This is a genomic window from Paraburkholderia fungorum, assembly GCF_046026025.1.
Taxonomy (GTDB): domain Bacteria; phylum Pseudomonadota; class Gammaproteobacteria; order Burkholderiales; family Burkholderiaceae; genus Paraburkholderia; species Paraburkholderia fungorum_E.
The window spans coordinates 62845-88613 of record NZ_JAQQFL010000001.1; the positions used below are offsets into that span (position 1 = coordinate 62845).

Genomic DNA, 25769 nt, shown 5'->3' on the forward strand with positions numbered 1-25769 from the left:
ACGGTGAATACGCCCGGTCAGTGCCGGGCGCGCGAGGTTGCGTTACGGATAAAAAATCTGCACGCGGAAATTGGAAGCGACCGCATTGCCCGTGTCGAGGTGAACGATCATGGTCTGGGTCGTATGCGCCGGCAGGCCGGCTGCGATCGGCGTGCCGGGCGCGACATAGTCTTGCGGCCACAGCACGCGGCGCACGGCGACATTATTCTGGTCGTCGAGCAGCGTGAGCTCGATGGCCGGGTAGGCCAGCGCAATACTGAAGCGGTTGCGCAGCGGCATCTTCAGTTCGAGCTTGTGCGGCCCGTCGACCTGACGCAGATCGGACGGCTCGACCAGCAAACCGTCGATGTCATGCGGCGGCGTGAGCTGACAGCCGAATTGCGCGCAGGCTTTGACATAGAGCGTCTGCGTGCGTGGGAAGTAGACCTGAACCGTTTCGCGCTGCCACCAGGCGAGTTGCGCGAGCAGGGCGATAGCCAGCACCGATGCGACCACCGAGCCGAAGATGATCCAGCCGAGGCGGCGCGGTTCGGGCGGGCGCGTTTCACGCACCACCGGGAAGGGATCGACGCCGTCGTCATTCACCGGCTGAACCGAGAAGGGTTCGCCGCTCGATCCAAAGGTGGCCGCGCCGGGGGCTTGCGTGCCTGAGCCGAGGCCACTCGCGCCGGCAGCACCGAGGCCGGCGGTCGCGCCTGCGCTTGCCGCACCTAAGCCGGCCGCACCGAAGTGCGGTTCGTTGTCGGGAATGCCATACAAGCCAGCCGGCTCGTTCAGAACCGGTTCGTCTGCATCGTCAGCATGTCCCGAAGGGCGCTCGGTCTTGTGCCAGACGCGCGGCGCCGCCTCAACCGGCGGATCGGCTGGTGGGGCGAAAGGCTCGCGCCGGTCGTCGGTGGGCGTCTCTTCCGCATCAGCGGCAGCTTCGCTGGGCGAGTGCGCGAGAATGGGTTCGTTGTCAGCGGGAAGCGGGGTGGTGAAGGCGCTCGCCGGCAGTTCCGGCTCGGTAGCATGACGCGGCGTAACCGCGACGCCGGCGCCGGTGGAGACCGGCGTAAGCGGCAGATTGTGGGCGTTGTGAAGCAGGCGGTTGTCGATTGACGCGTCGGGGACCGGCGCCCACGGATCCCATGCTTCCGCGCTGAAGTCGGGGCCCCTCGGGCGCACCCCGGACAGCGCCTCGATCGCGGCCGCTGCGGCAACCGGCTTGGCGGTGGAGAAGTCGCCGTCCTCGTTCAGCTCGAACAGGCTGCTCGACGCGTCGAATGCTTCGTTGCAATGCCCGCAGCGCACGAGACCGCGGCGCAGCGCGAGCTGCGCCGGTTGCAGGCGGAAGACGGTTTCGCAGAAGGGGCAACGCGTTGCCAGGAGCATATTGAGCCGGTAAGCCGAAAGGCTGTTGGTTGGGCAATACGCCTTATTCTAATGGCTTTCGCGGCGGGTTCCCGTTAGACATACCCAACCTTCGTGTTCACGCCATGTCCCGATGTCGATCCATCGCGCGTAGACCTGCGCCACTTCGTCCGCCTGGCGCGCCAGGATGCCTGATAGCGCGATCCGGCCGCCCGGCTTGACCTTCGACGACAGCATCGAGGCCATCAGCTTGAGCGGATTGGACAGAATATTGGCGACCACGATATCGAACTCGCCGGTGGGGCATTCGTCAGGCAAACCGTAGGTGACTTCCGCCCGATTGCGCTCGCTGTTGTGACGCGCCGATTCGACCGCTTGCGGGTCGATATCGATGCCGTACACGGGGTTGGCGCCGCATTTCTTCGCAAGGATCGCGAGGATGCCGGAGCCGCAGCCGTAGTCGAGTACGGATTGCTCCGCCTTCACCGATTGCTCCAGCCATTCCATGCACAGACGTGTAGTGGGATGGCTGCCGGTTCCAAATGCCAGGCCCGGATCGAGTTCGAGCACGAGTGCGTCAGGGTCCGGTGCATCGTGCCACGAGGGCACGACCCAGATGCGCTCGCCGATTGGAATCGGATCGAATTGCGATTGCGTGAGACGCACCCAATCCTGGTCTTCGACCTCGCGCACGGTAAACGTAGGGGCGGTTTCCAGCCCCACCTCGTTGGCCGCGGCCGTAAGCAACACCGCCGGCTCGTGTTCGGGGGCGAGCAGGGCGATCACGCGCGAACGCTGCCACGCGGCGCGATCCGGCGTGAGACCGGGCTCGCCGAACAGCGGCTGCTCGTCGGGCGTGTCGGCGTCCGCATCTTCAACCGATACGGACAACGCGCCCAACTCGAGCAGCGCGTCGGAGAATTCCTCCGCGTGCTCGCGTGCCAGCTCGGCGATCAGTTCCCGGTAGGTCATGACTTATGCTTCTTCCGGCGCGGCCTGCTGCTTCGCGGCCAACCGGTTTTCGAGGTAGTGAATGCTGGTGCCGCCTTCGACGAACTTCGCGTCCAGCATCAGCTCGCGGTGCAGCGGGATGTTGGTCTGGATGCCCTCGACCACCATTTCCGACAACGCGATGCGCATCCGCTTGATCGCCTGCTCGCGCGTTGCGCCGTAAGCAATCAGCTTGCCGATCATCGAATCATAGTTCGGCGGCACAAAATAGCCATTGTAGGCGTGCGAATCGACGCGGATGCCGGGGCCGCCCGGCATATGCCACGACGTCAAACGACCCGGCGACGGCGTGAACTTGAACGGATCTTCCGCGTTGATCCGGCATTCGATCGCATGACCCTTGAACACGATGTCGCGCTGGCGGAAGGCGAGCTTCTCGCCCGCTGCGATGCGGATCTGTTCCTGCACGATGTCGACGCCGGTAATCAGTTCGGTCACCGGATGCTCGACCTGCACGCGTGTGTTCATTTCGATGAAATAGAACTCGCCGTTTTCGTACAGGAATTCGAACGTGCCCGCGCCGAGGTAGCCCATTTTCTTGCAGGCGTCCGCGCAGCGATCGCCGATACGGTCGATCAGGCGGCGCGCGATGCCCGGCGCCGGCGCTTCTTCGATCACTTTCTGGTGGCGGCGTTGCATTGAGCAATCGCGCTCGCCCAGCCAGACCGCGTTCTTGAACGAGTCGGACAGAATCTGGATTTCGATGTGCCGCGGGTTCTCCAGGAATTTCTCCATGTAGACCTGCGGGTTGCCGAACGCCCGGCCGGCTTCTTCGCGCGTCATGATGACCGCGTTGACCAGTGCCGCTTCAGTGTGGACCACGCGCATGCCGCGGCCACCGCCGCCGCCGGCTGCCTTGATGATGACCGGATAGCCGACCTGGCGTGCAATTTTCACGATCTCTTTCGGATCGTCCGGCAACGCGCCTTCAGAACCCGGCACGCAGGGCACGCCCGTCTTGATCATGGTCTGCTTGGCGGTCACCTTGTCGCCCATCATCCGGATGGTTTCCGGGCGCGGGCCGATGAAGGTGAAGCCGGACTGCTCGACACGTTCGGCAAAGTCGGCGTTTTCCGACAGGAAGCCGTAGCCGGGATGGATCGCTTCGGCGTCCGTCACTTCTGCCGCGCTGATCAGCGCCGGCATGTTCAGGTAGCTCAGATTCGAAGGCGCCGGGCCGATACAGACCGCCTCGTCGGCGAGCTTCACGTACTTGGCTTCCTTGTCGGCTTCCGAATAGACAACGACGGTCTTGACGCCGAGTTCGCGGCAGGCGCGCTGGATACGAAGCGCGATCTCGCCACGATTGGCAATGAGAATTTTTTCAAACATAGCGGGTTTTCGACTCATCAATAGGCGCCTGGTTGATCACAACACAGGCCGCCTCAGAGGATCGGTCGCGCGCCTCGGGAGGGCAGGCGCGCGGGCGGCAAGCGCAAAAAAGCGCAAAGCGTGCCGCGTTAGCCGACCAGGAACAGCGGTTGGCCGTACTCGACCGCCTGCCCGTTTTCGACGAGGATTTCCTTCACCACGCCGGACTTGTCCGACTCGATTTCGTTGAGCAACTTCATCGCTTCGATGATGCAGATCGTCTGGCCTTCCTTGACCGTATCGCCCACCTGCACGAACGGCTCGGCGCCCGGCGACGGCGCGCGGTAGAACGTGCCGACCATCGGCGAGGTCACCACATGGCCTTGCGGTGCGGCGACGGCCGGCGTAGCCGGGGCGCCTGCTGCAGCGGCCGGCGCTTCGCCGCCTGCCATCGGGAACGGCTGCGCATATTGCGGGGCATACGAAGCGGACGGTTGTACGTAAACCGGCGGCGCATTCTTGACGATGCGGACCTTGCCTTCGCCTTCGGTCACTTCGAGTTCGGAAATACCGGACTCCGAGACGAGGTCGATCAGAGTTTTCAGTTTACGTAGATCCATCAGGAAGCCCCTTTCAATGCGTGAAGTGCCGGCGCGTACGCAGCCGGCGCAAATTAGACGTGTTTGGAATCAGCCGCGCGACGAGCCGGCGGACAGCCGGTCGAGCGCGAATTCGAGCGCGTACAGATACCCCTTCCAGCCGAGGCCGCAAATCACGCCCTCTGCCTGGTCGGAGAAATACGAGTGATGCCGGAACGGTTCGCGGCGATGTACGTTCGACAGATGAATCTCGACGAACGGGATGCCGACCCCCGCCAGTGCGTCCCGAATGGCCACGCTGGTGTGCGTGTACGCGGCGGGATTGATCAGTATGAAATCGGTTTGTTCAGTCCGTGCGGATTGGATGCGATCGACGAGAGCGCCTTCATGATTGCTCTGGAACGACGCGAGTTCGACGCCGGCGTCCGCAGCGCGGTCCGCCAGCGCCTGATCGATCTGCGGCAACGTAACCCGGCCGTAGACCTCAGGTTCCCGGGTGCCGAGAAGGTTGAGGTTGGGGCCGTGCAGTACCAGCAGTCGCGTCATGGTCGCTTCTTTTTCCGTGGAATTGGGCGCACTTTAGCGCTGATTAGAGAAACTTGTCTAGTTTCCCGCGCGTTCGAAACGATCCCGGCGACCTTTCGCCGCTTCTCCGGGCGCCCATCTTCTCTCAAATTCGAGCGAATTGCGCGTAATTTCGCGCCTTTTGCCCCTATCTGATCGTCAAAAGAATGTGAAATTTAGAGTGCGTCGAGGGTCGCTTTCAGCGCTTGCGGGTCGATTTGCCCTAATTTTGTCGAGCGGATATTGCCTTTTGCGTCGATGACGACGGTGAAGGGCAGGCCCCCGGCGGTGTTGCCAAACGCGCGTGCGAGGTCGGCGCCGCCAAACCCGGTCACGTAGACGGGGTACGCTACCTTCACCTTTTGCAGGAACGCCTGGACATTTTTGTCCGAATCGACGCCAAGTCCGACGAACTGGATTCCTTTCTTCGCATATTCGCGCTGAAGTTGCGACAGAGCGGGCATCTCTTCGACGCACGGCCCGCACCACGACGCCCAGAAATTGACGACGATTGGGTGGCCTTTAAGCAAACTTAGCGTTTGCGGCTTGCCGTCGACGTTCGTGACGGGCGCGGCCCAAAGTTGTTCGACCGCGCTTTGCGTGGAGCCGGGTTGCGCCGCGTGGGCCACTTCCGGGTCGCTGTTCAGCCAATGATTGGCCAGCACTCCGCCACCCGCCGCGGCGATCGCGACCAGTGCGCCTGCCAGAATCCGTCTCGTATTCATTCCAGGTCTGTCTAATTAGTTGAAGAGGTGACGTCGCTGTTGTCGAGCAACGCCTGAACCGCCTGCTGATTTGCCCGGGCGGTGCGGCCGCGCGCGTCGGCCCGGACCGCGCCGCGCAAGTCGTCTGTTTCGTACAGGGCGACATGGATGCCGGCCGGTTCCGCATCGCGGCCTTCGTTCGTGGGGCGCCAGAGGAAGCTCAGCGTCTCGACATAGCCACGACCGGCAAAATGCCGCGTCTCCGACACGTCGTACTGAATGTTGGCGTTCAGAAAGTAGATCGCGACTTCTTTGGGATTGTCGCAAAACACCTGAAGGTGAATATCCGAGTGTTCGCCGGCTGTGCCGCCGAGCACCGCGCCGGTCAGGTATGGATTGAACGGCGCGAGCCGCTCCATCCAGTCGATCGCAATGCGGCGCAGCCGCCGCAACAACGCCGGCTGGCTGTCGCCCTGAAAGAGTGACTGATATTCGCGGATTTCTTCTTCGATCTGGTCGTTATCCGGCAGCCATTCGCCGGCAACACGGCTCTCGCCGACCACCTGCCGTGCCGCTTTACGCTTGGCCGTTGCGTAGTCCAGACCGTCTTCAGCGATCATCCGGGCAGCCGCGATGGCGATTTCCTCGCGCACACGCTGCGGATCGAAATGTGATTTGCGAACCATCTCTCAATCATACTAGAGATTGATGACAGCCTTTTCCGGGCGGTTTGCGCCAGGCGCCTGCCGTGGGCGACGCGCGCGGCCGCCCTGGCGGCCCCGTTCGTAGGGCGATTCAGAGCCGTCGGTTACAATAGCGTCCTTTGCAGACGGTCGTTTCGGCCGCTCCTCTGCACTCCCATCTCTCGCAAAAAATACGCCCGCGCGGCACGACAGGCTTATGCACATCCACATCCTCGGCATCTGCGGCACGTTCATGGGCGGACTCGCGGTCCTCGCGCGCGGCGCGGGTCATACCGTGACGGGCTGCGACGCCGGTGTTTATCCGCCGATGAGCACGCAGCTCGAGGCACAAGGCATTGGTCTGATCGAAGGTTATGGCGCTGAGCAGTTGAACGGACTCAATGCCGACCTGTTCGTGATCGGCAATGTGGTGACGCGCGGCAACCCGCTGATGGAAGCCATCCTGGATCGTGGCCTGCCGTACGTTTCCGGTCCGCAGTGGCTCGGCGAACATGTACTGAACGGCAAGTGGGTGCTGGCGGTGGCCGGCACGCATGGCAAAACCACCACCAGTTCGATGCTGACCTGGCTGCTCGAAGACGCGGGCCTCAATCCGGGCTTCCTGATTGGCGGCGTGCCGCTGAATTTCGGCGTTTCGGCGCGGCTGACCGATTCAAGCTTCTTCGTGATCGAAGCCGACGAATACGACACCGCTTTCTTCGACAAGCGCTCCAAATTCGTTCACTACCGGCCGAAAACCGCGATCCTGAACAACCTCGAGTTCGACCACGCCGATATTTTCCCGGATCTGGCGGCAATCGAAACGCAGTTCCACCACTTGATCCGCACTGTGCCGGGCATCGGCCGCATCGTCACGAACGGTCGTGAAGACGCGCTGGAGCGGGTGCTGACGCGCGGTTGCTGGAGCGAAGTCGAGCGTTTCGGCGTGCAAGGCGGCTGGGAAATCTTGCCGGCGGAAGACGGCGTGCCGGTCGACGAGCGTTTCGCGGTCTATCACAACAGCGAACGCGTCGGTGTAGTCGAGTGGCAGGTGCAGGGCGAGCACAACCGCATGAACGCGCTTGCCGCGATCGCTGCCGCGCGCCATGTCGGCGTACCGCCGGCACAGGCCGCGAAGTCGCTCGCGAGTTTCCGCAACGTGAAGCGCCGCATGGAAGTGCGCGGCAGCGTCGACGGCGTGACCGTCTACGACGATTTCGCCCACCATCCCACGGCGATCGAGACGACAGTGGCCGGACTGCGCGCCCGCGTCGGCCACGAAAACACGCGAATTCTGGCCGTGCTGGAGCCGCGCTCGAACACCATGAAGCTTGGCGTGATGAAAGCGCAACTGCCGGCTAGTCTCGCTGGCGCCGACCTGGTGTTCGGCTACGGCGCGCCGGCTGGCCGCGACGCGCTGGGCTGGAATCTCGCCGAGGCGCTCGCGCCGCTTGGCGGCAAAGCGCAGGCTTTCGACAATCTCGACGCGCTGGTCAAAGCGGTGGTTCACGCCGCGCGCCCCGGCGACCAGCTTCTGGTGATGAGCAACGGTGGCTTCGGCGGCGTGCATCAGAAGCTGCTCGATGCACTTTCCACACGAGGCACCTCGTGATCCTCTATCTGCACGGTTTTCGCTCATCGCCCAATTCGTTCAAGGCGCGCGTGCTGGCGGCACGCCTTGTCGAACTCGGCCGCGGCGACGAATGGTGCTGCCCGATGTTGCCGGTCTCGCCATTCGAGACCGTGGCCCTCGCCGAATCGCTGGTGGCGGCCGCGAAGCCTGAGAACGTCACCGTGATCGGCAGTTCGCTGGGCGGCTACTTCGCCACGTATCTTGCCGAGAAGCACGGCTGGCCGGCGGTGCTGCTGAACCCGGCGGTGGTGCCGCAGCGCGACCTGAGCGCCTATCTCGGCGAGCAGCCGTTGTGGCACGGCGGCGGCAGCATTACGGTCGAACCGCATCATCTGGACGAACTGCGTGCGCTCGGCGTCGCGTCGATCACGCGAGCCGAACGCTATTATTTGATGGCCGCCACTGGCGACGAAGTGCTCGATTACCGCGAAATGCTTGCGCACTATCCGGGCGCGCGCACTACGCTGATCGAAGGGAGCGACCACGCGATCAGCGAATTCGCGCACTACGTCGACGAGGTGCTGGCCTTTTGCGACGCCGAGGATATCGAGCCGCCGGCGCCGCGCGAAGCGGCCTGACAGTGCCAACGATCCCGTAGCGAGGCCGCTGTGGGATCGCCAGAATCATGCCGCCGGCGCGCGCGTATCGCGCCGCGGATCCACTACCACGAACACGTTGCCGTGCCGCGCGTGCAGTGACCGATAGCTGAACCCAATCGGGCGCGCCGGCGGATGCAAGTCAGAACGAGAGTATTGAGTGAACGTTTTCTTTGAGGAATCGGGCAGTTTCAAGGCGGGCAGCGTGCTGTCGCGCCAGGGCGACGCTTTTCAGGTCGAGTTGCCGGGCGGCCGGCGCACCAAGGTGCGCGCGAAAGACGTGCTGATCGAATTCGAAAAACCGAGCGCCGGCGAGTTGATGCAGCAGGCTGACGCCGCCGCGCAGGACATCGATCTGGATTTCCTGTGGGAATGCGCGCCAGAAGACGAATTCCCGTTTGCCACGCTGGGCGCCGAGTACTTTGGCGGTTCGTTCGGCGCTATCGAACGCGCGGCGCTGGTGCTGCGCATGCACGGCTCACCGGTGTACTTTCGCCGCAAGGGCCGCGGCATGTACCAGCGCGCGCCGCAGGAGCAGCTCAAGATGGCGCTCGCCGGACTGGAGCGCAAGCGTCAGCAGGCGCTGGTGCAGGCCGGTTACGAAGACGAGCTGAAGGCAGGCCGTCTGCCGGAAGGCTTCAGCGGCAGCAAGGCGCTGGCTTTGCTCACCCGTCCGGACAAGAACACGATCGAATACAAGGCGCTCGAAGGCGCGGCAGCGGCGCGCGGTATTTCGCAGGCGCGGCTGATGCTCGAATGCGGCGGCATTGCGTCGGCCCGCGCGTTGCATGAGGCGAAATTCCTCTCCGAGTTTTTCCCGCACGGCACTGGTTTCCCGCCGGTGACGGTCGGTACATTGCCGGAAGATCTGCCGGAAGCCGATGTACAGGCATTCTCGATCGACGACATCACCACCACCGAAATCGACGATGCATTCTCCGTTGAACATCTGGCCGACGGCCGCGTGCGGATCGGTGTGCACATCGCCGCGCCGGCGCTGGGCATTGAGCGCGGCGACGATGTCGATGCGATCGCGCGCACGCGTTTGTCGACTGTCTATATGCCGGGCGACAAGATCACGATGCTGCCCGATAGCGTCGTGGAAGCGTTTACGCTGGCTGAAGGCGGCTTGCGGCCGGCTCTGTCGCTGTATGTGATCATCAATCGCGAGACGCAGGAAATCGTGGCGAGCGAAACGCGCGCCGAGCGCGTGTTCGTGAAGAACAATTTGCGCCACAACACGCTGGACGAGCTGGTTACCGAAGAGGCGCTTGCCGCCGGCACCGGCGATTATCCGCACAAGGAAGACATCGCCGTGCTGTGGCCGTTCGCGCAGGCGCTGTTCGAAAAGCGTCAGACCGCGCGCGCCGGTTACGGCCTGCGGCGTGAAGTGCAGCGCAACACGGATTTCAATTTCTACGTTGAAGGCGAGCACATCACGATCACGCCGCGTCGGCGCGGCTCGCCACTCGATACGATCGTCGCGGAGCTCGCGATTCTCGCCAATTCGTCGTGGGGCGCGTTCCTGCACGACCACGGGGTGCCGGGCATCTATCGTTCGCAGCGCGCGTTCGGCGCACCGACCGGCCCGAAACGCACCCGCATGCAGACCAACGCCGCGCCGCACGAAGGTCTGGGCGTCACGCAATATGCGTGGAGCACGTCGCCGCTGCGCCGCTACGTCGACCTCGTGAATCAGTGGCAGTTGCTGGCCTGCGTGCAGCACCGCGTCACCGCGAAACTGGCTGCGCCGTTCAAGCCCAAAGACGCCGATCTGTTCGCCGTCGTGCAAGGGTTCGACGACACCTACACGGCGTATGCCGATCACCAGCGCCGCATGGAGTACTTCTGGTGCCTGCGCTGGCTGAAGCAGGAGAACCGGAAGCAGGTGGTGGCATCGGTGGTGAAGGGCGATCTCGTTCGCCTCGAAGAGATTCCGCTGCTGCTGCACGTGCCGGGTCTCGGCGTACACGCGCGCGGCACACGCTTGCAGATGGAAGTGATGTCGATCGACGAACTGACCGTCGAAGCATCCGTGCGCCTGCTGCACGTGCTCGACGCGCCGACCGTGATGGGCGGTAGCGAAGCGGAAGAAGCCGACGATGGTGAAGAGGGCGAAGAGGAAATCATCGACGTCGCCGATGAAAGCGCCGAAGGCGAAGCCGAGGCTCAGGCGGAAGCCGATCTCGACGGCGGTGCGGCGGAAGCGGGCGACGCCGAAAACGGCGCCGGGGCTGGCGATGCGGCTTCCGATCAGCAGCAGGTTGCGGAGCCGGGACGATGAGCGAGGCTGACTCACGGGACCGCTACGCGGTCATCGGCAATCCGGTCGGCCATAGCAAGTCGCCGTTCATTCATGGCCGCTTTGCCGCGCAGACCGGCGAGCCTGTTGAGTACGGTCACCTGCTGGCGCCGGTCGATGCCTTCGTGCCGCACGTGCGGGCTTTTATCGAAGCGGGCGGCCGCGGCTTGAATGTCACCGTGCCGTTCAAGCTCGATGCACATGCCTTCGCTAACACGCTTTCGCCGCGCGCGGCGGCAGCGGGTGCGGTGAACACACTGCGGTTCGACGCGAGCGGTGTCTACGGTGACAACACGGACGGCTTTGGCCTCGTGCGAGACATCGAGGTGAATCTTGGCGTGCCGTTGAAGGGCGCGCGGATTTTGCTGCTTGGCGCGGGCGGCGCAGCGCGGGGTGTCGTGCTGCCGATGCTGGATCGTGTGCCGCACACGCTGACCATCGTCAACCGTACGGCGGCGAAGGCCGACGCGCTCGTTGACCAGTTCGCGCAGGCCGCACGCGACGCCGCTTGCCGTCTGAGTGGCGGCAGCGCGCGAGCGATCGAAGCCGGCGCATACGACGTGATCGTCAACGCGACGGCGGGCAGTCTGGATGCGTCGTTGCCTGAGTGTGACGACCGCGCGTTCGGCAGCGGCACGCTCGCTTACGACATGATGTACGGTGCGCATCCCACGGTGTTTATGGAGCATGCGCGGAAGCTGGGTGCGCGTGGTGCCGACGGTCTCGGCATGCTGGTCGAGCAGGCGGCCGAATCGTTTTATGTATGGCGAGGCGTGCGGCCGGACGGCGCACCGGTGCTGGCCGAATTGCGAGCGTTGTTGACAGCGCCGTCGCACACCTGAACGGCTTTCTACCTTCCGGAACAGACCGACTGTTTCCCCATTCGAGGACTCCAGGCACGATGACAGCAACGCGGCGCGCGAGCCGGCCGGGTCCGGCGCGATGGGTGTTTTATCTGGGCGCGGTGGTCGCGATTGCGTGGCTTGCGACGCAGGCGTTTTACTTCGCTCAGATCGCGGTGTGGAATTACGTGAATCCCCAGTCGACTGCTTTTATGCGCTCGGATGCGTGGCGATTGTCGCAGGATCGGCCTGATCTGTCCGTGCAGCATACGTGGGTGCCGTATGAGCAGATTTCGCACAATCTGAAGCGCGCGATTATTGCTTCTGAAGACGCGAACTTCGTGAATAACAACGGCTACGAGACGGACGCCATTTTGCAGGCTTGGGAGCGGAACAAGGCCAAGGGCAAGATTGTTCGTGGTGGTTCGACGATTACCCAGCAGTTGGCGCGGAATCTGTTTTTATCCCGGGAGAAGAGTTATATCCGCAAGGGTCAGGAGTTGATCATTACGTGGATGCTCGAGACCTTGATGGATAAGCAGCGGATCTTCGAGATTTATCTCAACTCCGTTGAATGGGGGAATGGGGTTTATGGCGCTGAGGCGGCCGCGCATTATTACTACAAGACTTCGGCGGCCAAGTTGACTGCTGGGCAGTCGGCGCGGTTGGCTGTGATGCTGCCGCAGCCTAAGTATTTTGATGAGCATAGGGGATCGGGGTATCTGGCGCAGCGGTCGCGGGTTATCGCTCGGCGGATGGGGGCTGCGGAGTTGCCCGATTGAGGTTTTTTTGCCTGTTCGGCGCTTGGTTGTTTGCCTACGGTGTTGGCCTTTTCTAGTTCTGATTTCCTGCGTGGCGCCTGGTTGTATGCCAACGGCGTTGGCCTTTCCTTGCTTTGTTAGTGGTCTATTAGCGTTGCCCCTGTGCGGGGCGGCACCTACTTTTCTTTGCCTGCCGCAAAGCAAAGTAGGCAAAAGAAAGCGGCTCAAACCGCTAATTCTTAAGCGGGTCCCCCGCGCAGCCACGGTAGTGGTGCATCTGGAATCGGTGCTCTCGCACATTTGGCGCTTGTGACAAGGCACTCATTCTTCCGGCGGCGCTGCGCGCGCCGACGCGCAATTCATAAAATCACCCCGCTGCGTTTTGGCGCTCGCACCGTCCGTCCTTCGTATAACCACTCGCCAAGCTTTCGCTCCCGCGGTTTGCCTGGTTCCCCGACTCGTCGTTGCATCGCCGCCGTGGGCATAACTGCTGGCAGCGGCGGCGAATCTGGCTTGTCGTTGCATCGCTGTCGCGAGCACAACGACGACGGCCGCGCAGCGAATGCGCCGCATCGGCATTTCATTTGAAGTGGGGTTCGCCAACAACAGCGCGAACCCTTCGCCGAGGCGAAGCCGATGGCCCCCACCCCGCCCAACCGAAACTCCCGGTTTCCCTGGCAGACCCGTCCGCGACGCACGCAGTGCGGAGTGGGAGCGAATGAGCGCCTTGTCACTAGCGCGGAGTGTGCGGGGGCACGGATTCCAGATGCACCACTACCGTGGCTGCGCGGGGGACCCGCTTAAGAACTAGCGGTTTGAGCCGCTTTCTTTTGCCTACTTTGCTTTGCGGCAGGCAAAGAAAAGTAGGTGCCGCCCCGCACAGGGGCAACGCTAATAGACCGCTAACAAAGCAAGGAAAGGCCAACACCGCAGGCACACAACCAAGCGCCACGCAGGCAATCAGAACAACGAAAAACCACGACCCGAGAGACACAGACAAACGAAACCACCCTGCAGGCAAGCACCCCAACAACTCCCACCCGCCGCAGGCAAAAACAGCCCAAACCCAAGCCCCCCGGCAAGGCACAAATCCCATTATATGAATCTAGCACTCACATATTGGAGCTTTCTCAAAAACCGCCCTACAATCCAGCCAACACGCACCGTGAGCCCAAAAAAACCGGCCTCAACGAGCGACAGCAAGAAAAAACCGGAGACAAGCCAAACCATGCCCAAGCCGCAAAGGCAGCATCCATACGTCCGCGCCACCGGCAGCACACCCCGTGCCATGAGCCGAACGGTGTGCAAAGCAAGCCTCCTCTCCGGCCCCGCGCTGTAAGCGCAAAAAACCATCGAAAAGCCAATCGCCATGAACAAAGCGATGCCCACTCACGCCGTCAGCGCGTCTGAAGCCAATCTGGCGCCCTCAGCCGATCACGTGACCCGCACAGCGCCGCAACCGGCCGCGAACACGGCCAAGGCCCCACGCGTCAGCGCGCAACCCGCCGTGGCCGACGAAATCGCGTTGCCGAGCACGCTGCTCGACATCACGCCGCAACAAGCCGGCACGCAAACGCTGTTGCGCGGTCTCGCGATTCTGGAAGCCGCCGCTGCCGGCGTGCGCGATCTGCGCACCTTCGGCGCCGCGCTCGGCACGACTCGCAGCACCACGCACCGGCTGGTGAGCAGCCTCGTGCAAGCGCGCTATCTGCGGCAAGTGCAGGGCGGCTATCTGCTGGGTCCGAAGCTGATCGAACTCGGCACCATCGCGCTCGAACAGATGCCGCTCACCGCGGTCGCGCGTCCGCATCTCGAATCGCTCGCTGAAAAGACACTCGACACGATCCACCTCGGCGTGCGCGACGGCGACGACGTGCTGTACATCGACAAGATCCCCGGCACCCGTGGCCTCGAAATGCGCTCGCGCGTGGGCCACCGGATGCCGCTGGCGTCGACGGGTATCGGCAAAGCCATGATGCTCGACCTCACGCCGGACGTTTGGCAGTCGCTTTTCGAGGCTTCCCGGCGCGCGCTCGCCGGTGTCAGCTTCAAGCCGGATAACCGTCCCGATGCGCAAACCTTCATGCAGCGTATGACGAACTACGCCGCCGGCGGCTACACCTTCGACCTCGAAGAAAACGAAGCGTCGATCCGCTGCGTCGCCGCGCCGGTGCGCGATGCATCGGGCGCCGTGGTGGCGGCGCTGTCGGTGGCAAGCACGATTCCGTATATGTCGCTCGAACGCATGGATGAACTGATTGCGGTCGTGCAGCGCGAAGCGCGCGCGATCTCGGAAGAACTCGGCTGGCGTGCCCCGCAACCGGCAACCCGCAGGATCAAACGATGAAGCAAGCGGGTTCTCAAATGCAGGCGGTCAATCCGGTGAACAGCGCCGGCTCCACGGCCGCCGACGCCAGGCTCCAGCACGCCGCGCTCATCGCGCTCGATTGGGGTACGACGTCGCTGCGCGCGTATCTGTACGACGCGGCCGGCGAGGTGCTGGCGACGCGGGCATCCACGGCCGGCATCATGAATCTGCCGCATAGCGCCGAACAAGGCGGCTTCGACGCCGCCTTCCACGACGCATGTGGCGCATGGCTCAAGCAGGCGCCGGGTGTGCCGGTGATCGCGGCGGGCATGGTCGGCAGCGCGCAAGGCTGGGTCGAAGCACCGTATGTCGACGCGCCGGCGAATGCCGATGCGCTGGTGGCCGGCATCGTGCGCGTCAAAGCCGCGAGCGGCGTGACGCTGCACATCGTGCCGGGCGTCCTGCAGCGCGGCGATCTGCCGAATGTGATGCGCGGCGAAGAAACCCAGATCTTCGGGGCACTTGGACAGGACACGGCCGCCGTGGACAGCAGCAAGCGCACGCTGATCGGTTTGCCTGGCACCCACGCGAAGTGGGTCGTCGTGCATGCGGGCCGCATCGAACGTTTTCATACCTTCATGACCGGTGAGGTGTTCGCGGCATTGCGCGAACACACCATTCTCGGCCGCACGATGGACACGCCGGATCGTCCGGATACCGAAGCTTTCCTGCGTGGCGTGAAGATCGCCCGCGACAAAGGTCAGGCGGGCTTGCTGGCCACCGTATTCAGCGCTCGCACGCTCGGGCTCACCGGCCAACTTTCGCGCGAGCAGCAGCCGGACTATCTGTCGGGTTTGCTGATCGGACACGAACTGGCCGGTTTCGAAGCCGTGCTCGCACAACAGCAGAACTCGCTCGCCGGGCAGCAGCTGCGCCTGATCGGCAATGAGGCGCTGTGCGAGCGCTATCGCGCCGCGCTCGCGCAATTCGGCTGCACTCGCGCGGAGCTGGTGAAGCACGCCACCGAGCGTGGCCTGTGGCGCGTCGCCATCCAGGCGGGGCTGGTTAATCCCACGCCCCATACGGCGCACGCGGGCTAACCGGTAGCGCCGCCGCTTACGAAACAAGGAACCGACATGCAACCCCACATCAATCTGCCCGCCCCGTACATGCCGCACGCGGGTCTGATCGCGGCGTTCGAGGTCTGTCCGCTGATCGCGATCATGCGTGGCGTGACGCCCGCTGATGCCGCGGAGCACGGTCAGGCCCTGTACGAAGCCGGCTTTCGCATTGTCGAAGTGCCGTTGAATTCGCCCCAACCGTTCGACAGCATCGCGGCGATCCGCAAGGCGTTGCCGGCCGATGCGATCGTCGGTGCCGGCACGGTGCTGCATTCGAGTTTCGTCAACGACGTGAAGTCGGCGGGCGGCGAACTGATCGTGATGCCGCATAGCGATCCGGAAATCGTCAACGCCGCGAAGGCGCAAGGCATGGCGTGCGCGCCGGGCGTGGCGACGCCGACTGAAGCCTTCATCGCGCTGAAAAACGGCGCGGACGTGCTGAAGATGTTCCCGGCGGAACAGCTCGGCTGCCAGGTCGTGAAAGCGTGGCGCGCGGTGATCGCGGCGGAAGTGCCGCTGGTGCCGGTCGGTGGGATCACGCCGGACAACATGGGCCCGTTTTTGAGTGCCGGTGCGAACGGCTTCGGCCTCGGCTCGGCGCTGTATAAGCCGGGGCAGAGCGCGGCGGTGACCGCCTCGCATGCGAAAGCGTTCATCAACGGGCTGCGCATCGCCCGTGCAGGTGTGAAGAAATGAAGCGGCTCGCTGACAAGGTCGCGTTGATCACCGGCGCCGGGCGCGGCATCGGTGCGGCGATCGCGTTTGCGTTTGCGCGTGAGGGGGCGGCGGTTGTACTGGCGGAGCTGGATATCGACACCGCGCGGCAGACGGCGGAGCAGATCGAGGCACACACCGGCGCACGCGCGCTGGCGGTACAGACGGACGTGACGCAATCGGCGTCGGTTCAGCATGCGGTGAGCGAGGCGGAACACGCGTTCGGCGCGCTCGACGTGCTGGTCAACAACGCCGGCATCAACGTGTTCTGCGATCCATTGACGATGACCGACGACGACTGGCGCCGCTGTTTCGCGGTCGATCTCGACGGCGTCTGGAACGGGTGTCGCGCGGTGTTGCCGGGTATGGTCGAACGCGGCGCGGGCAGCATCGTGAATATCGCGTCGACGCATGCGTTCAAGATCATTCCGGGATGTTTTCCGTACCCGGTCGCGAAGCACGGTGTAATCGGTTTGACGCGTGCGCTCGGCATCGAATATGCGCCGCGCAATGTGCGGGTCAACGCGATCGCGCCCGGGTACATCGAGACGCAATTGACGCACGACTGGTGGAACGCGCAAGCCGATCCGGTCGCCGCAAAACAGGCGACGCTCGATCTGCAACCGATGAAGCGCATCGGCCGCCCGGAAGAAGTGGCGATGACGGCGGTGTTTCTCGCCTCGGACGAAGCGCCGTTCATCAACGCCACCTGCATCACCGTGGATGGCGGGCGCTCCGCGCTGTATCACGACTGAAAAGTTTCACCGGACGACGCGCTGGCCGCGTGTGTCACAACCGGTACAAGAAGACGCGGCCGATACCTTCTCGTTATCAATTAGTCAGGAGACACGCATTATGAAACGAAGAATTTTCCTCACGCTGGCAGCAGCGGCGACGGGTGTGCTCTTCAACGCGCCGGTCGCGCAAGCCGCCGATCCGGTCAAGATCGGCTTCCTCGTGAAGCAGCCGGAAGAACCGTGGTTCCAGGACGAATGGAAGTTCGCTGAAATCGCCGCCAAGGAGAAGGGCTTCACGCTGGTGAAGATCGGTGCGCCGTCGGGCGAGAAGGTGATGAGCGCTATCGACAACCTGTCGGCTCAGAAAGCACAAGGCTTTGTGATCTGCACCCCTGACGTCAAGCTCGGACCGGGCATTGTCGCCAAGGCGAAGGCCGACGGCCTGAAGATGATGACGGTCGACGACCGCCTCGTCGACGGCGCGGGCAAGCCGATCGCATCGGTGCCGCATATGGGCATCTCGGCGTACAACATCGGCAAGCAAGTGGGCGATGGCCTGGCTGCGGAAATCAAGAAGCGCGGCTGGGATATGAAAGACGTGGGCGCGATCGACGTGACCTACAACCAGTTGCCCACCGCGGTTGATCGCACCACCGGTGCAACCGACGCGCTCGTCGCCGCCGGCTTCCCGAAGGCCAACGTCATTGCCGCGCCGCAAGCGAAGACGGACACGGAAAACGCGTTCAACGCCGCCAACATCGCGCTGACGAAGAACCCGCAGTTCAAGCACTGGGTGGCTTACGCGCTGAACGACGAAGGCGTGCTCGGCGCGGTGCGCGCAGCGGAAGGCCGCGGCTTCAAGGCGGACAACATGATCGGTATCGGCATCGGTGGTTCGGACTCGGCATTGAACGAGTTCAAGAAGCCGTCGCCGACCGGCTTCTACGGCACGGTCATCATCAGCCCGAAGCGTCACGGCGAAGAAACCTCGACGCTGATGTACGACTGGATCACGCAAGGCAAGGAACCGCCGATGCTCACGCTGACGACCGGCATGCTGGCCACGCGTGACAACGTCGCGGATGTGCGCCAGAAGATGGGCCTCGCGGCAAATTAAGCGGCTCGATTCAGCATGCGGTGACATGAAGTGAACTGCCGGTGCGTCGTTTCTCCAAGGATTGGGCGCGCCGGCAGCCATCACCGGCAGTAATAAAAGATGAGTAGTTGAGACAGACCACGCTTTGTGCCCATACGGCACCTGTAGAAGCACGGTTCACAAGAAGCAGCAACTAAGTTGCATGGGAAAGGAGGCGAAGTGTCAGCGACGCTACGTTTTGACAATATTGGCAAAGTCTTTCCAGGCGTGCGCGCGCTCGACGGTGTGTCCTTCGACGTCAACGTCGGCCAGGTGCACGGCCTGATGGGCGAAAACGGCGCAGGGAAGTCGACCCTGCTGAAGATTCTCGGCGGTGAATACCAGCCCGATTCGGGCCGCGTGATGATTGACGGCAATGAGGTGCGCTTCACGAGCGCGGCGTCGTCGATCGCAGCGGGGATCGCGGTGATTCACCAGGAACTGCAATACGTGCCCGATCTGACGGTCGCGGAAAACTTGCTGCTGGGCCAACTGCCGAACTCGCTCGGCTGGGTGAACAAGCGCGAAGCCAGGCGTTTCGTGCGCGAACGCCTGGAAGCGATGGGCGTGGCGCTCGATCCGAGCGCGAAGCTGAGGAAACTCTCGATCGCGCAACGGCAAATGGTCGAAATCTGCAAGGCGTTGCTGCGCAACGCGCGGGTGATCGCACTGGATGAGCCGACCAGCTCGCTGTCGCATCGCGAGACCGAAGTGCTGTTCAAGCTGGTACGAGACCTGCGCGCCGACAACCGCGCGATGATCTACATCTCGCACCGCATGGACGAGATTTACGAGCTTTGCGACGCCTGCACGATTTTCCGCGACGGCCGCAAGATCGCCTCGCATCCGACGCTTGAAGGCGTGTCGCGCGACACCATTGTGAGCGAAATGGTTGGACGCGAAATCGCCGACATCTATAACTATTCAGCACGTCCGTTGGGCGAGGTGCGCTTCGCGGCGAAAGCGATCGAAGGCCACGCGCTTGCGCAGCCGGCCAGCTTCGAAGTGCGGCGTGGCGAGATCGTCGGCTTCTTCGGTCTGGTGGGTGCGGGCCGCAGCGAATTGATGCATCTGGTGTATGGCGCCGATCACAAGAAGGGCGGCGAAATCGTGCTCGACGGCAAGCCGATCAAGGTGCGCAGCGCGGGCGAGGCGATCCGGCACGGCATCGTGCTGTGCCCGGAGGACCGCAAGGAAGAGGGCATCGTCGCGATGGCGACCGTGTCGGAGAACATCAATATCAGTTGCCGCCGTCACTATCTGCGTGCGGGGATGTTCCTCGACCGCAAGAAGGAAGCGGAAACCGCCGACCGTTTTATCAAGCTGCTGAAGATCAAGACGCCGAGCCGCCGCCAGAAGATTCGCTTTCTGTCGGGCGGCAACCAGCAGAAGGCGATTCTGTCGCGCTGGCTGGCCGAGCCCGATCTGAAAGTGGTGATTCTCGACGAACCGACGCGCGGAATCGACGTCGGTGCGAAGCATGAGATCTATAACGTGATTTATCAGCTTGCCGAACGCGGCTGCGCGATCGTGATGATTTCGTCTGAACTACCGGAAGTGCTCGGCGTGTCCGACCGGATCGTCGTGATGCGCCAGGGCCGGATTTCCGGCGAACTGTCGCGCAAGCAAGCAACGGAACAAACGGTGTTGAGCCTCGCGTTGCCGCAAAGCTCGACCGCCCTGCCCGGAACCGCAGCCACCGAGCAAGCGGCCTGAACCTAATTTGGACGAAAGTCCGGCAACCCGTGGGGAACGGGAGGAGTCTTCAAAATGCAAGCCAGAGAAAACCTCGCGCAACAAGCCGCAAAAAGTGCGGCCGAAGCGCTGATTCCGCAAGGCAACGACAAGGCGAAATGGTGGCAGCAGATCACCGAGTACAGCCTGATCCTGATCTTCATCGTGATGTTCATCACGATGTCGCTGACGGTCGATCACTTCTTCTCGATCGAGAACATGCTCGGTCTCGCGCTGTCGATCTCGCAGATCGGCATGGTCGCGTGCACGATGATGTTTTGCCTCGCCTCACGCGATTTCGACTTGTCGGTGGGCTCGACGGTTGCGTTCGCTGGCGTGCTGTGCGCGATGGTCCTGAACGCGACCGGCAACACGTTCATCGCGATCATCGCGGCGGTAGCGGCAGGTGCTGTGATCGGTTTCGTCAACGGCGCGGTGATCGCGTATCTGCGCATCAACGCGCTGATCACGACGCTCGCGACGATGGAAATCGTCCGCGGTCTCGGCTTTATCGTGTCGCACGGGCAAGCCGTGGGCGTATCGTCGGATACGTTCATCGCGCTGGGCGGCTTGAGCTTCTTCGGCGTGTCGCTGCCGATCTGGGTCACGCTGCTGTGCTTCATCGTGTTCGGCGTGATGCTCAATCAGACCGTCTATGGCCGCAATACACTGGCAATCGGCGGTAACCCGGAAGCCTCGCGCCTGGCCGGTATCAACGTCGAGCGCACGCGCGTCTATATCTTCCTGATTCAGGGCGCCGTTACCGCGCTGGCCGGTGTGATTCTGGCTTCGCGGATCACGTCGGGTCAGCCGAATGCGGCGGAAGGCTTCGAGCTGAATGTGATTTCGGCTTGCGTGCTGGGTGGTGTATCGCTGCTCGGCGGTCGCGCGACGATCTCCGGGGTCGTGATCGGCGTGCTGATCATGGGCACGGTCGAGAACGTGATGAACCTGATGAACATCGACGCGTTCTACCAGTACCTCGTGCGCGGCGCGATTCTGCTCGCCGCCGTGCTGCTCGACCAGTTGAAGAACCGCGGCTCGCGCGACTGACGCGGGACTCAACTCGCGACTCACTTACTTTGCTCTAAAAGGAATCGAACGATGTCGTCTCCGGCCAATGCAAACGATCGTCTCGCAGACAACGCGTTTGCCCGCTATCCGAGTCTCGTCGACCGAACCGTGTTGATTACGGGTGGCGCAACCGGTATCGGCGCGTCGTTCGTCGAGCATTTCGCGGCGCAGGGCGCGCGCGTTGCGTTCTTCGATATCGATGCGAGCGCGGGTGAAGCACTTGCCGACGAACTCGGCGATTCGAAACACAAGCCGCTGTTTTTGCCGTGCGATCTGACCGACCTCGACGCACTGCAAAAAGCAATCGCCGACGTGAAGTCTGCACTCGGTCCGATCCAGGTGCTGGTGAACAACGCGGCAAACGACAAGCGCCACGCGATCGGCGATGTGACGCGCGAGTTTTTCGACGCCGGCATCGCGGTGAACATCCGTCACCAGTTTTTTGCGGCGCAAGCGGTGATGGAGGATATGAAAGCCGCCAACGCGGGTTCGATCATCAATCTCGGCTCGATCAGCTGGATGTTGAAGAACGGCGGCTATCCGGTGTACGTCATGTCGAAATCGGCGGTGCAGGGTTTGACCCGCGGCCTCGCGCGCGACCTCGGGCACTTCAATATCCGCGTCAATACGCTGGTGCCGGGCTGGGTGATGACGGAAAAGCAGAAGCGTCTGTGGCTCGACGACGCGGGCCGCCGCTCGATCAAGGAAGGCCAGTGCATCGACGCTGAACTGCAACCCGCCGATCTCGCCCGCATGGCGCTGTTCCTCGCCGCCGACGACAGCAGGATGATCACCGCGCAGGATCTCGTGGTCGACGGAGGCTGGGCGTGAGTTCGGCACAGTCACGGTCTGGCGCGTCGTTGCTGCTCGACACGCAATGCACGCTTGGCGAAGGCGCGACGTGGTGCGCAAGAACGGGCCGCTTCTACTGGACCGATATCGAAGGCGCGCGCTTGTGGCGCTATGACCCGAGCGACGGCCAAAGCACGTCGTGGCTCATGTCCGAACGCCTCGCCACATTCGCGTTATGCGCCGACCCGCGCTACCTGCTGCTCGGATTGGCGACGCATCTGGCGTTCTTCGATCTGGCAACTGGCGTGACGCGGCATATCGTCGACGTCGAAACGGGCTTGAATACGCGCGTGAACGACGGCCGTTGCGACCGTCAGGGCCGTTTCGTATTCGGCACTAAAGACGAGGGCTCGCCGCTGCAGGCCGTCGGCGGGTTTTATCGGCTGAATCATGATTTGTCGCTGGAGCGTTTGCTGCTGCCCGCACCGGCAATCTCGAACAGCATCGCGTTCAGTCCTGACGGCTCGACGATGTACTACTGCGATTCGCCGACGCGTGAAATCCGTGTCTGCGACTATCGCGCGGACGGCAGCATCGGCAACGACCGCGTATTCGTGAAATTGACCGATGCGACCGGCGAGCCCGACGGCTCGACCGTCGATCGCGACGGCGGTTTGTGGAACGCGCAATGGGGCGGCCACCGAGTGGTGCGATATGGCCCCGACGGGATGGAAACCGAGCGCGTCGATGTGCCCACCGCGCAGCCGAGCTGCGTCGCGTTGGGCGGGACCCCAAGTGGACTGTCCACGGGACGCGTTGCGGAGCTGGACACGCTCTACGTCACAAGTGCGCGCATCGATCTCGACGCGACTGCGCTCGCAAGCGACCCGCATGCGGGAGGCGTGTTTATCGCAACGCCCGGGCGACAAGGTTTGCCGGAACCGCTGTTCCTGGGCTCGCCCGTATAGCGCAAAATGACGCAGCCTCGTTGTCGAGGCTGCAGCGCAGGTTAGTCGAGTAGTGATTGAGAAAGTGCGTCAGGAGTCGATGTCGTAAAACCAGTGGCAGCAATCGGCAGCACGCCGTTCGGACCCCGAGGCGACCGGTTCAAGAAAATCGCCCAACAGCACCCGTCAGCAATGACGGCAATGTCCCACGCCTCTCGATGGAGCCAGATATGACTGTTGCGAATCCTGTTTCCGCTTCTTCCCAGAGCCGGCGCGCGCGACTCAACGCGGCGGCCAATCCGGTGCTTCCGGGTCCCAGTACGTCGGCGGTTGCGGTTGGTGAGACGAGTGGCGGCGAGCTCGCGTGCATCACCCTTGCCAACACGCATTTGCGTCTCGACGTCGCGCCGACGCTCGGCGGCGGCGTCACGCGTTTCGACTGGCGCAACGACGGCGCGCTCACGCCGATTTTCCGGCGCTGCCGCCATGTGGCGGCCGATACCCCGCCGAACGAGCTGGCCTGCTATCCGTTACTGCCCTATTCGAACCGGATCGGCGGCGGTCATTTCAATGTGGCGGGGCGACGTATCGAGGTGCCGCAAAACCGCACCGACGAACCCTTGCCGATTCATGGCGACGGCTGGCTCTCCGCCTGGCAGGTCGCGGAATCGGACCGTGAGAATGTCCGTCTGACGCTCGATCGTCATGACGGCAAACCGTACGCATTCCGCGCGACGCAAACCTATTCGCTGGAGGGCCCCGCGCTCGTCATCACGCTGGAAATCGAGAATACCGGTCGCGAGGCGCTGCCTTTCGGGTTGGGCGTGCATCCGTTTTTCGTACGCGACGCGGACACCGAACTATCGGCGGCGGCCGGCGGCCTGTGGCTCTCCGGGGACGACTGGCTGCCGGTGCGTCACGTGCCGGCGCCGCCCGCGTGGCAATTCGGGGTGGCGTATCCGCTGCCGGAAGCCATTGTCAATCATGCGTTCACGGGTTGGAGCGGGCAGGCGGCGGTGGTGTGGCCGAAGCGGCGCCTGTCGCTGAATATTGCTGCCGACACCGACTACTACGTGCTCTATACGCCCCCGGGCGAAGCGTTCTTCTGCTTCGAGCCGGTCGATCATCCGATCAACGCGATGAATCTGGCGGGCGGCGCGTGTGAGAACGGCATGACGATGTTGAGCCGCGGCGAGCGCCTGACGCGCACGTTCCGCTTCAGCGTTGAACGCACGGGTTTGCGCTCGATGCCGGGTGCGCGCGGGTCGCGGCGGCAGTAGCTGGCGAGCAGGGCGGGGCGGCACGGCACGCTCGTGGCCCGAAGCGGTGTCACGTGTGGCCGCGGCCTGCCGCGCAGGACGGGTAAAATACGCGCCACTTCCGTCATCGGCTCGCCGCGAGAACCACTATGTCCAATTTCATCCAGACACTCAACGACGCCTGGCAGCGCACGAACTCGCTGCTGTGCGTTGGCCTCGATCCCGAGCCCAGCAAATTCCCGGGTGCGCTCGCAGGCCGTCCCGAGGCGATTTTCGACTTCTGCCGCACCATCGTCGATGCAACCGCGCCGTACGCGTCGTCGTTCAAACCGCAGATCGCGTACTTCGCCGCGCATCGCGCGGAAGACCAGCTCGAGCAACTGATCGCGCACATTCATGCGAACCACCCGGGCTTGCCGGTGATTCTGGACGCGAAGCGTGGCGATATCGGCAGCACCGCCGAGCAGTACGCGCGCGAGGCGTTCGAGCGCTATCAGGCGGATGCCGTGACGGTCAATCCCTATATGGGTTTCGACTCGATCGAGCCCTACCTGGAGCATGCGGGCAAGGGCGTGATTGTGTTGTGCCGGACCTCGAACGCGGGCGGTTCGGACCTGCAGTTTCTGGAGACGGGCGGGCGTCCGCTGTATCAGGTCGTGGCGCAACTGGCGGCGGACAAGTGGAACGCGAGCGGCCAACTGGGTCTCGTGGTTGGCGCGACTTTCCCGAAAGAGATCGAAGTGGTGCGGGCAATCGTCGGCGATATGCCGCTGCTGATTCCGGGCATCGGCGCGCAAGGCGGCGATGTTCAGGCGACGGTCAACGCCGGCCGCACGGCGAACGGCACGGGCATGCTGATCAACTCGTCGCGGGCGATTAGTTACGCTGGCAAGGACGACGATTTCGCTGAAGCCGCAGCGAAAGCAGCGATGGAAACACGTGACCGGATCAATGCGTTCCGGTGAGCGGCGGGCTGTGAATCTGTCCGTGAAGCGGTTTCTGCTTCTGTTCAGACGGCTTGAGCGGCTGGCCCCAGCCGCTCGATAAACGCCGCATGCTGCGGATGTTGCGCCTTTAGCGCTTCAACATCCGCCAGCTCGAACTCGCTGAATTCAAACCCCGGCGCAACTGTGCAGCCCACCAGCGCGAAGCTCGCCGGGTCCGCGCATTGCGCGGCAAACCACAGGCCCGCGGGCACCACCGCCTGAAATACGGCATCCGGATGCGTCAGCGCATTACCCAGCGTGTGTGTCGTCAGCGAGCCCGCTGAGTCGAGTACGTAGACGTTCAATGGCTCGCCGGCATAGAAATGCCAGACCTCGTCGGACTTGATCCGATGCCATGCCGAATGCGCGCCGTCACAGAGCAGGTAGTAGATCGCGGTGGACGCCGAGCGCGTCTGTGTTGAACCGTCATCGCGGCGGACCGGTTCTGCTGACCGATACGTCTCGCTGAAAAAGCCGCCTTCCGGATGCGGTTTCAGCGCGAAGCGCCGGATCAACTCCTCTTTGGCTGCGGATGAAGCAGACGTGTCACGCATCGTTGGCTGCGCCTCGGGTTGTGAACCGGACCGGACGTTAGTGTTTTAC

At 63.2% G+C, this 25769-nt stretch carries 24 protein-coding genes; 16 read left to right on the forward strand and 8 right to left on the reverse strand.

The window, feature by feature from the left end; genetic code table 11:
- Positions 1 to 42 precede the first annotated feature (42 nt).
- From PQR67_RS00285 to PQR67_RS00315, 7 genes are all read right to left on the reverse strand, one after another.
- Complete coding sequence (locus tag PQR67_RS00285; RefSeq protein WP_408452880.1) at positions 43 to 1374, reverse strand: zinc-ribbon and DUF3426 domain-containing protein; 1332 nt, start codon at positions 1372 to 1374, stop codon at positions 43 to 45.
- A gap of 48 nt (positions 1375 to 1422) precedes the next feature.
- The gene (gene prmA, locus PQR67_RS00290) at positions 1423 to 2325 is read right to left on the reverse strand and encodes a 50S ribosomal protein L11 methyltransferase (protein ID WP_408452883.1); all 903 of its coding nucleotides are present in this window, start codon (positions 2323 to 2325) and stop codon (positions 1423 to 1425) included.
- A 3-nt stretch (positions 2326 to 2328) separates the two neighbouring features.
- Positions 2329 to 3696: an acetyl-CoA carboxylase biotin carboxylase subunit gene (gene accC / locus PQR67_RS00295; RefSeq protein ID WP_408452886.1), complete on the reverse strand. Its 1368-nt coding sequence runs from the start codon at positions 3694 to 3696 to the stop codon at positions 2329 to 2331.
- A 128-nt stretch (positions 3697 to 3824) separates the two neighbouring features.
- Positions 3825 to 4295 (reverse strand): acetyl-CoA carboxylase biotin carboxyl carrier protein, encoded by a 471-nt coding sequence (gene accB / locus PQR67_RS00300; protein ID WP_408452888.1) that lies wholly within the window; start codon positions 4293 to 4295, stop codon positions 3825 to 3827.
- Positions 4296 to 4364: 69 nt separating this feature from the next.
- Complete coding sequence (gene aroQ, locus PQR67_RS00305) at positions 4365 to 4820, reverse strand: type II 3-dehydroquinate dehydratase (protein ID WP_012434378.1); 456 nt, start codon at positions 4818 to 4820, stop codon at positions 4365 to 4367.
- Positions 4821 to 5014: 194 nt separating this feature from the next.
- Entirely contained in the window at positions 5015 to 5563 is a 549-nt protein-coding gene (locus PQR67_RS00310; protein ID WP_408452891.1) for a TlpA family protein disulfide reductase, read from the reverse strand.
- Between the two features lie 11 nt (positions 5564 to 5574).
- Entirely contained in the window at positions 5575 to 6228 is a 654-nt protein-coding gene (locus tag PQR67_RS00315; RefSeq protein WP_408452894.1) for a UDP-N-acetylmuramate--alanine ligase, read from the reverse strand.
- A gap of 214 nt (positions 6229 to 6442) precedes the next feature.
- On the opposite strand from PQR67_RS00315, the gene mpl reads away from it, so the two are divergent.
- From mpl to pyrF, 16 genes are all read left to right on the forward strand, one after another.
- A complete protein-coding gene (mpl, locus tag PQR67_RS00320) occupies positions 6443 to 7837 on the forward strand; it encodes a UDP-N-acetylmuramate:L-alanyl-gamma-D-glutamyl-meso-diaminopimelate ligase (protein WP_408452896.1) in 1395 nt (464 codons plus the stop codon).
- Positions 7834 to 8436 carry a YqiA/YcfP family alpha/beta fold hydrolase gene (locus tag PQR67_RS00325; RefSeq protein WP_408452899.1) on the forward strand — a complete coding sequence of 201 codons (603 nt, stop codon included), beginning with the start codon at positions 7834 to 7836 and terminating at the stop codon, positions 8434 to 8436. Before mpl ends, PQR67_RS00325 begins: the two co-directional genes overlap by 4 nt.
- Positions 8437 to 8614: 178 nt before the next feature.
- Positions 8615 to 10738, forward strand: a complete 2124-nt coding sequence (locus PQR67_RS00330) for a ribonuclease catalytic domain-containing protein (protein WP_408452902.1) — start codon at positions 8615 to 8617, stop codon at positions 10736 to 10738.
- Positions 10735 to 11598 carry a shikimate dehydrogenase gene (gene aroE / locus PQR67_RS00335; RefSeq protein ID WP_408452904.1) on the forward strand — a complete coding sequence of 288 codons (864 nt, stop codon included), beginning with the start codon at positions 10735 to 10737 and terminating at the stop codon, positions 11596 to 11598. The genes PQR67_RS00330 and aroE overlap by 4 nt, the downstream gene beginning before the upstream one ends.
- A gap of 59 nt (positions 11599 to 11657) precedes the next feature.
- Positions 11658 to 12380: a monofunctional biosynthetic peptidoglycan transglycosylase gene (mtgA, locus tag PQR67_RS00340; protein ID WP_408452906.1), complete on the forward strand. Its 723-nt coding sequence runs from the start codon at positions 11658 to 11660 to the stop codon at positions 12378 to 12380.
- Positions 12381 to 13728: 1348 nt separating this feature from the next.
- Positions 13729 to 14706, forward strand: a complete 978-nt coding sequence (locus PQR67_RS00345; protein WP_408452909.1) for an IclR family transcriptional regulator — start codon at positions 13729 to 13731, stop codon at positions 14704 to 14706.
- Positions 14703 to 15767 (forward strand): 2-dehydro-3-deoxygalactonokinase, encoded by a 1065-nt coding sequence (locus PQR67_RS00350; protein WP_408452913.1) that lies wholly within the window; start codon positions 14703 to 14705, stop codon positions 15765 to 15767. The genes PQR67_RS00345 and PQR67_RS00350 overlap by 4 nt, the downstream gene beginning before the upstream one ends.
- 36 nt (positions 15768 to 15803) lie before the next feature.
- Positions 15804 to 16484, forward strand: coding sequence for a 2-dehydro-3-deoxy-6-phosphogalactonate aldolase (locus PQR67_RS00355; protein WP_408452916.1), 681 nt, complete (start codon positions 15804 to 15806; stop codon positions 16482 to 16484).
- Positions 16481 to 17257, forward strand: a complete 777-nt coding sequence (locus PQR67_RS00360; RefSeq protein WP_408452919.1) for an SDR family oxidoreductase — start codon at positions 16481 to 16483, stop codon at positions 17255 to 17257. Before PQR67_RS00355 ends, PQR67_RS00360 begins: the two co-directional genes overlap by 4 nt.
- A gap of 100 nt (positions 17258 to 17357) precedes the next feature.
- Positions 17358 to 18356, forward strand: a complete 999-nt coding sequence (locus tag PQR67_RS00365; protein WP_408452922.1) for an arabinose ABC transporter substrate-binding protein — start codon at positions 17358 to 17360, stop codon at positions 18354 to 18356.
- Positions 18357 to 18554: 198 nt separating this feature from the next.
- Complete coding sequence (gene araG / locus PQR67_RS00370; RefSeq protein ID WP_408452924.1) at positions 18555 to 20090, forward strand: L-arabinose ABC transporter ATP-binding protein AraG; 1536 nt, start codon at positions 18555 to 18557, stop codon at positions 20088 to 20090.
- A gap of 54 nt (positions 20091 to 20144) precedes the next feature.
- Positions 20145 to 21161, forward strand: coding sequence for an L-arabinose ABC transporter permease AraH (gene araH / locus PQR67_RS00375; protein ID WP_054034524.1), 1017 nt, complete (start codon positions 20145 to 20147; stop codon positions 21159 to 21161).
- A gap of 51 nt (positions 21162 to 21212) precedes the next feature.
- A complete protein-coding gene (locus PQR67_RS00380; RefSeq protein ID WP_408452927.1) occupies positions 21213 to 22013 on the forward strand; it encodes an SDR family NAD(P)-dependent oxidoreductase in 801 nt (266 codons plus the stop codon).
- Positions 22010 to 22942 (forward strand): SMP-30/gluconolactonase/LRE family protein, encoded by a 933-nt coding sequence (locus tag PQR67_RS00385; RefSeq protein WP_408452930.1) that lies wholly within the window; start codon positions 22010 to 22012, stop codon positions 22940 to 22942. The genes PQR67_RS00380 and PQR67_RS00385 overlap by 4 nt, the downstream gene beginning before the upstream one ends.
- Positions 22943 to 23151: 209 nt before the next feature.
- Positions 23152 to 24201, forward strand: coding sequence for an aldose 1-epimerase (locus PQR67_RS00390; protein WP_408452933.1), 1050 nt, complete (start codon positions 23152 to 23154; stop codon positions 24199 to 24201).
- A 128-nt stretch (positions 24202 to 24329) separates the two neighbouring features.
- Complete coding sequence (gene pyrF / locus PQR67_RS00395; RefSeq protein ID WP_408452936.1) at positions 24330 to 25145, forward strand: orotidine-5'-phosphate decarboxylase; 816 nt, start codon at positions 24330 to 24332, stop codon at positions 25143 to 25145.
- 44 nt (positions 25146 to 25189) lie between these two features.
- Here the strand turns inward: pyrF and PQR67_RS00400 are convergent, their stop codons facing one another.
- Complete coding sequence (locus tag PQR67_RS00400; protein WP_408452938.1) at positions 25190 to 25720, reverse strand: cupin domain-containing protein; 531 nt, start codon at positions 25718 to 25720, stop codon at positions 25190 to 25192.
- Positions 25721 to 25769 lie beyond the last annotated feature (49 nt).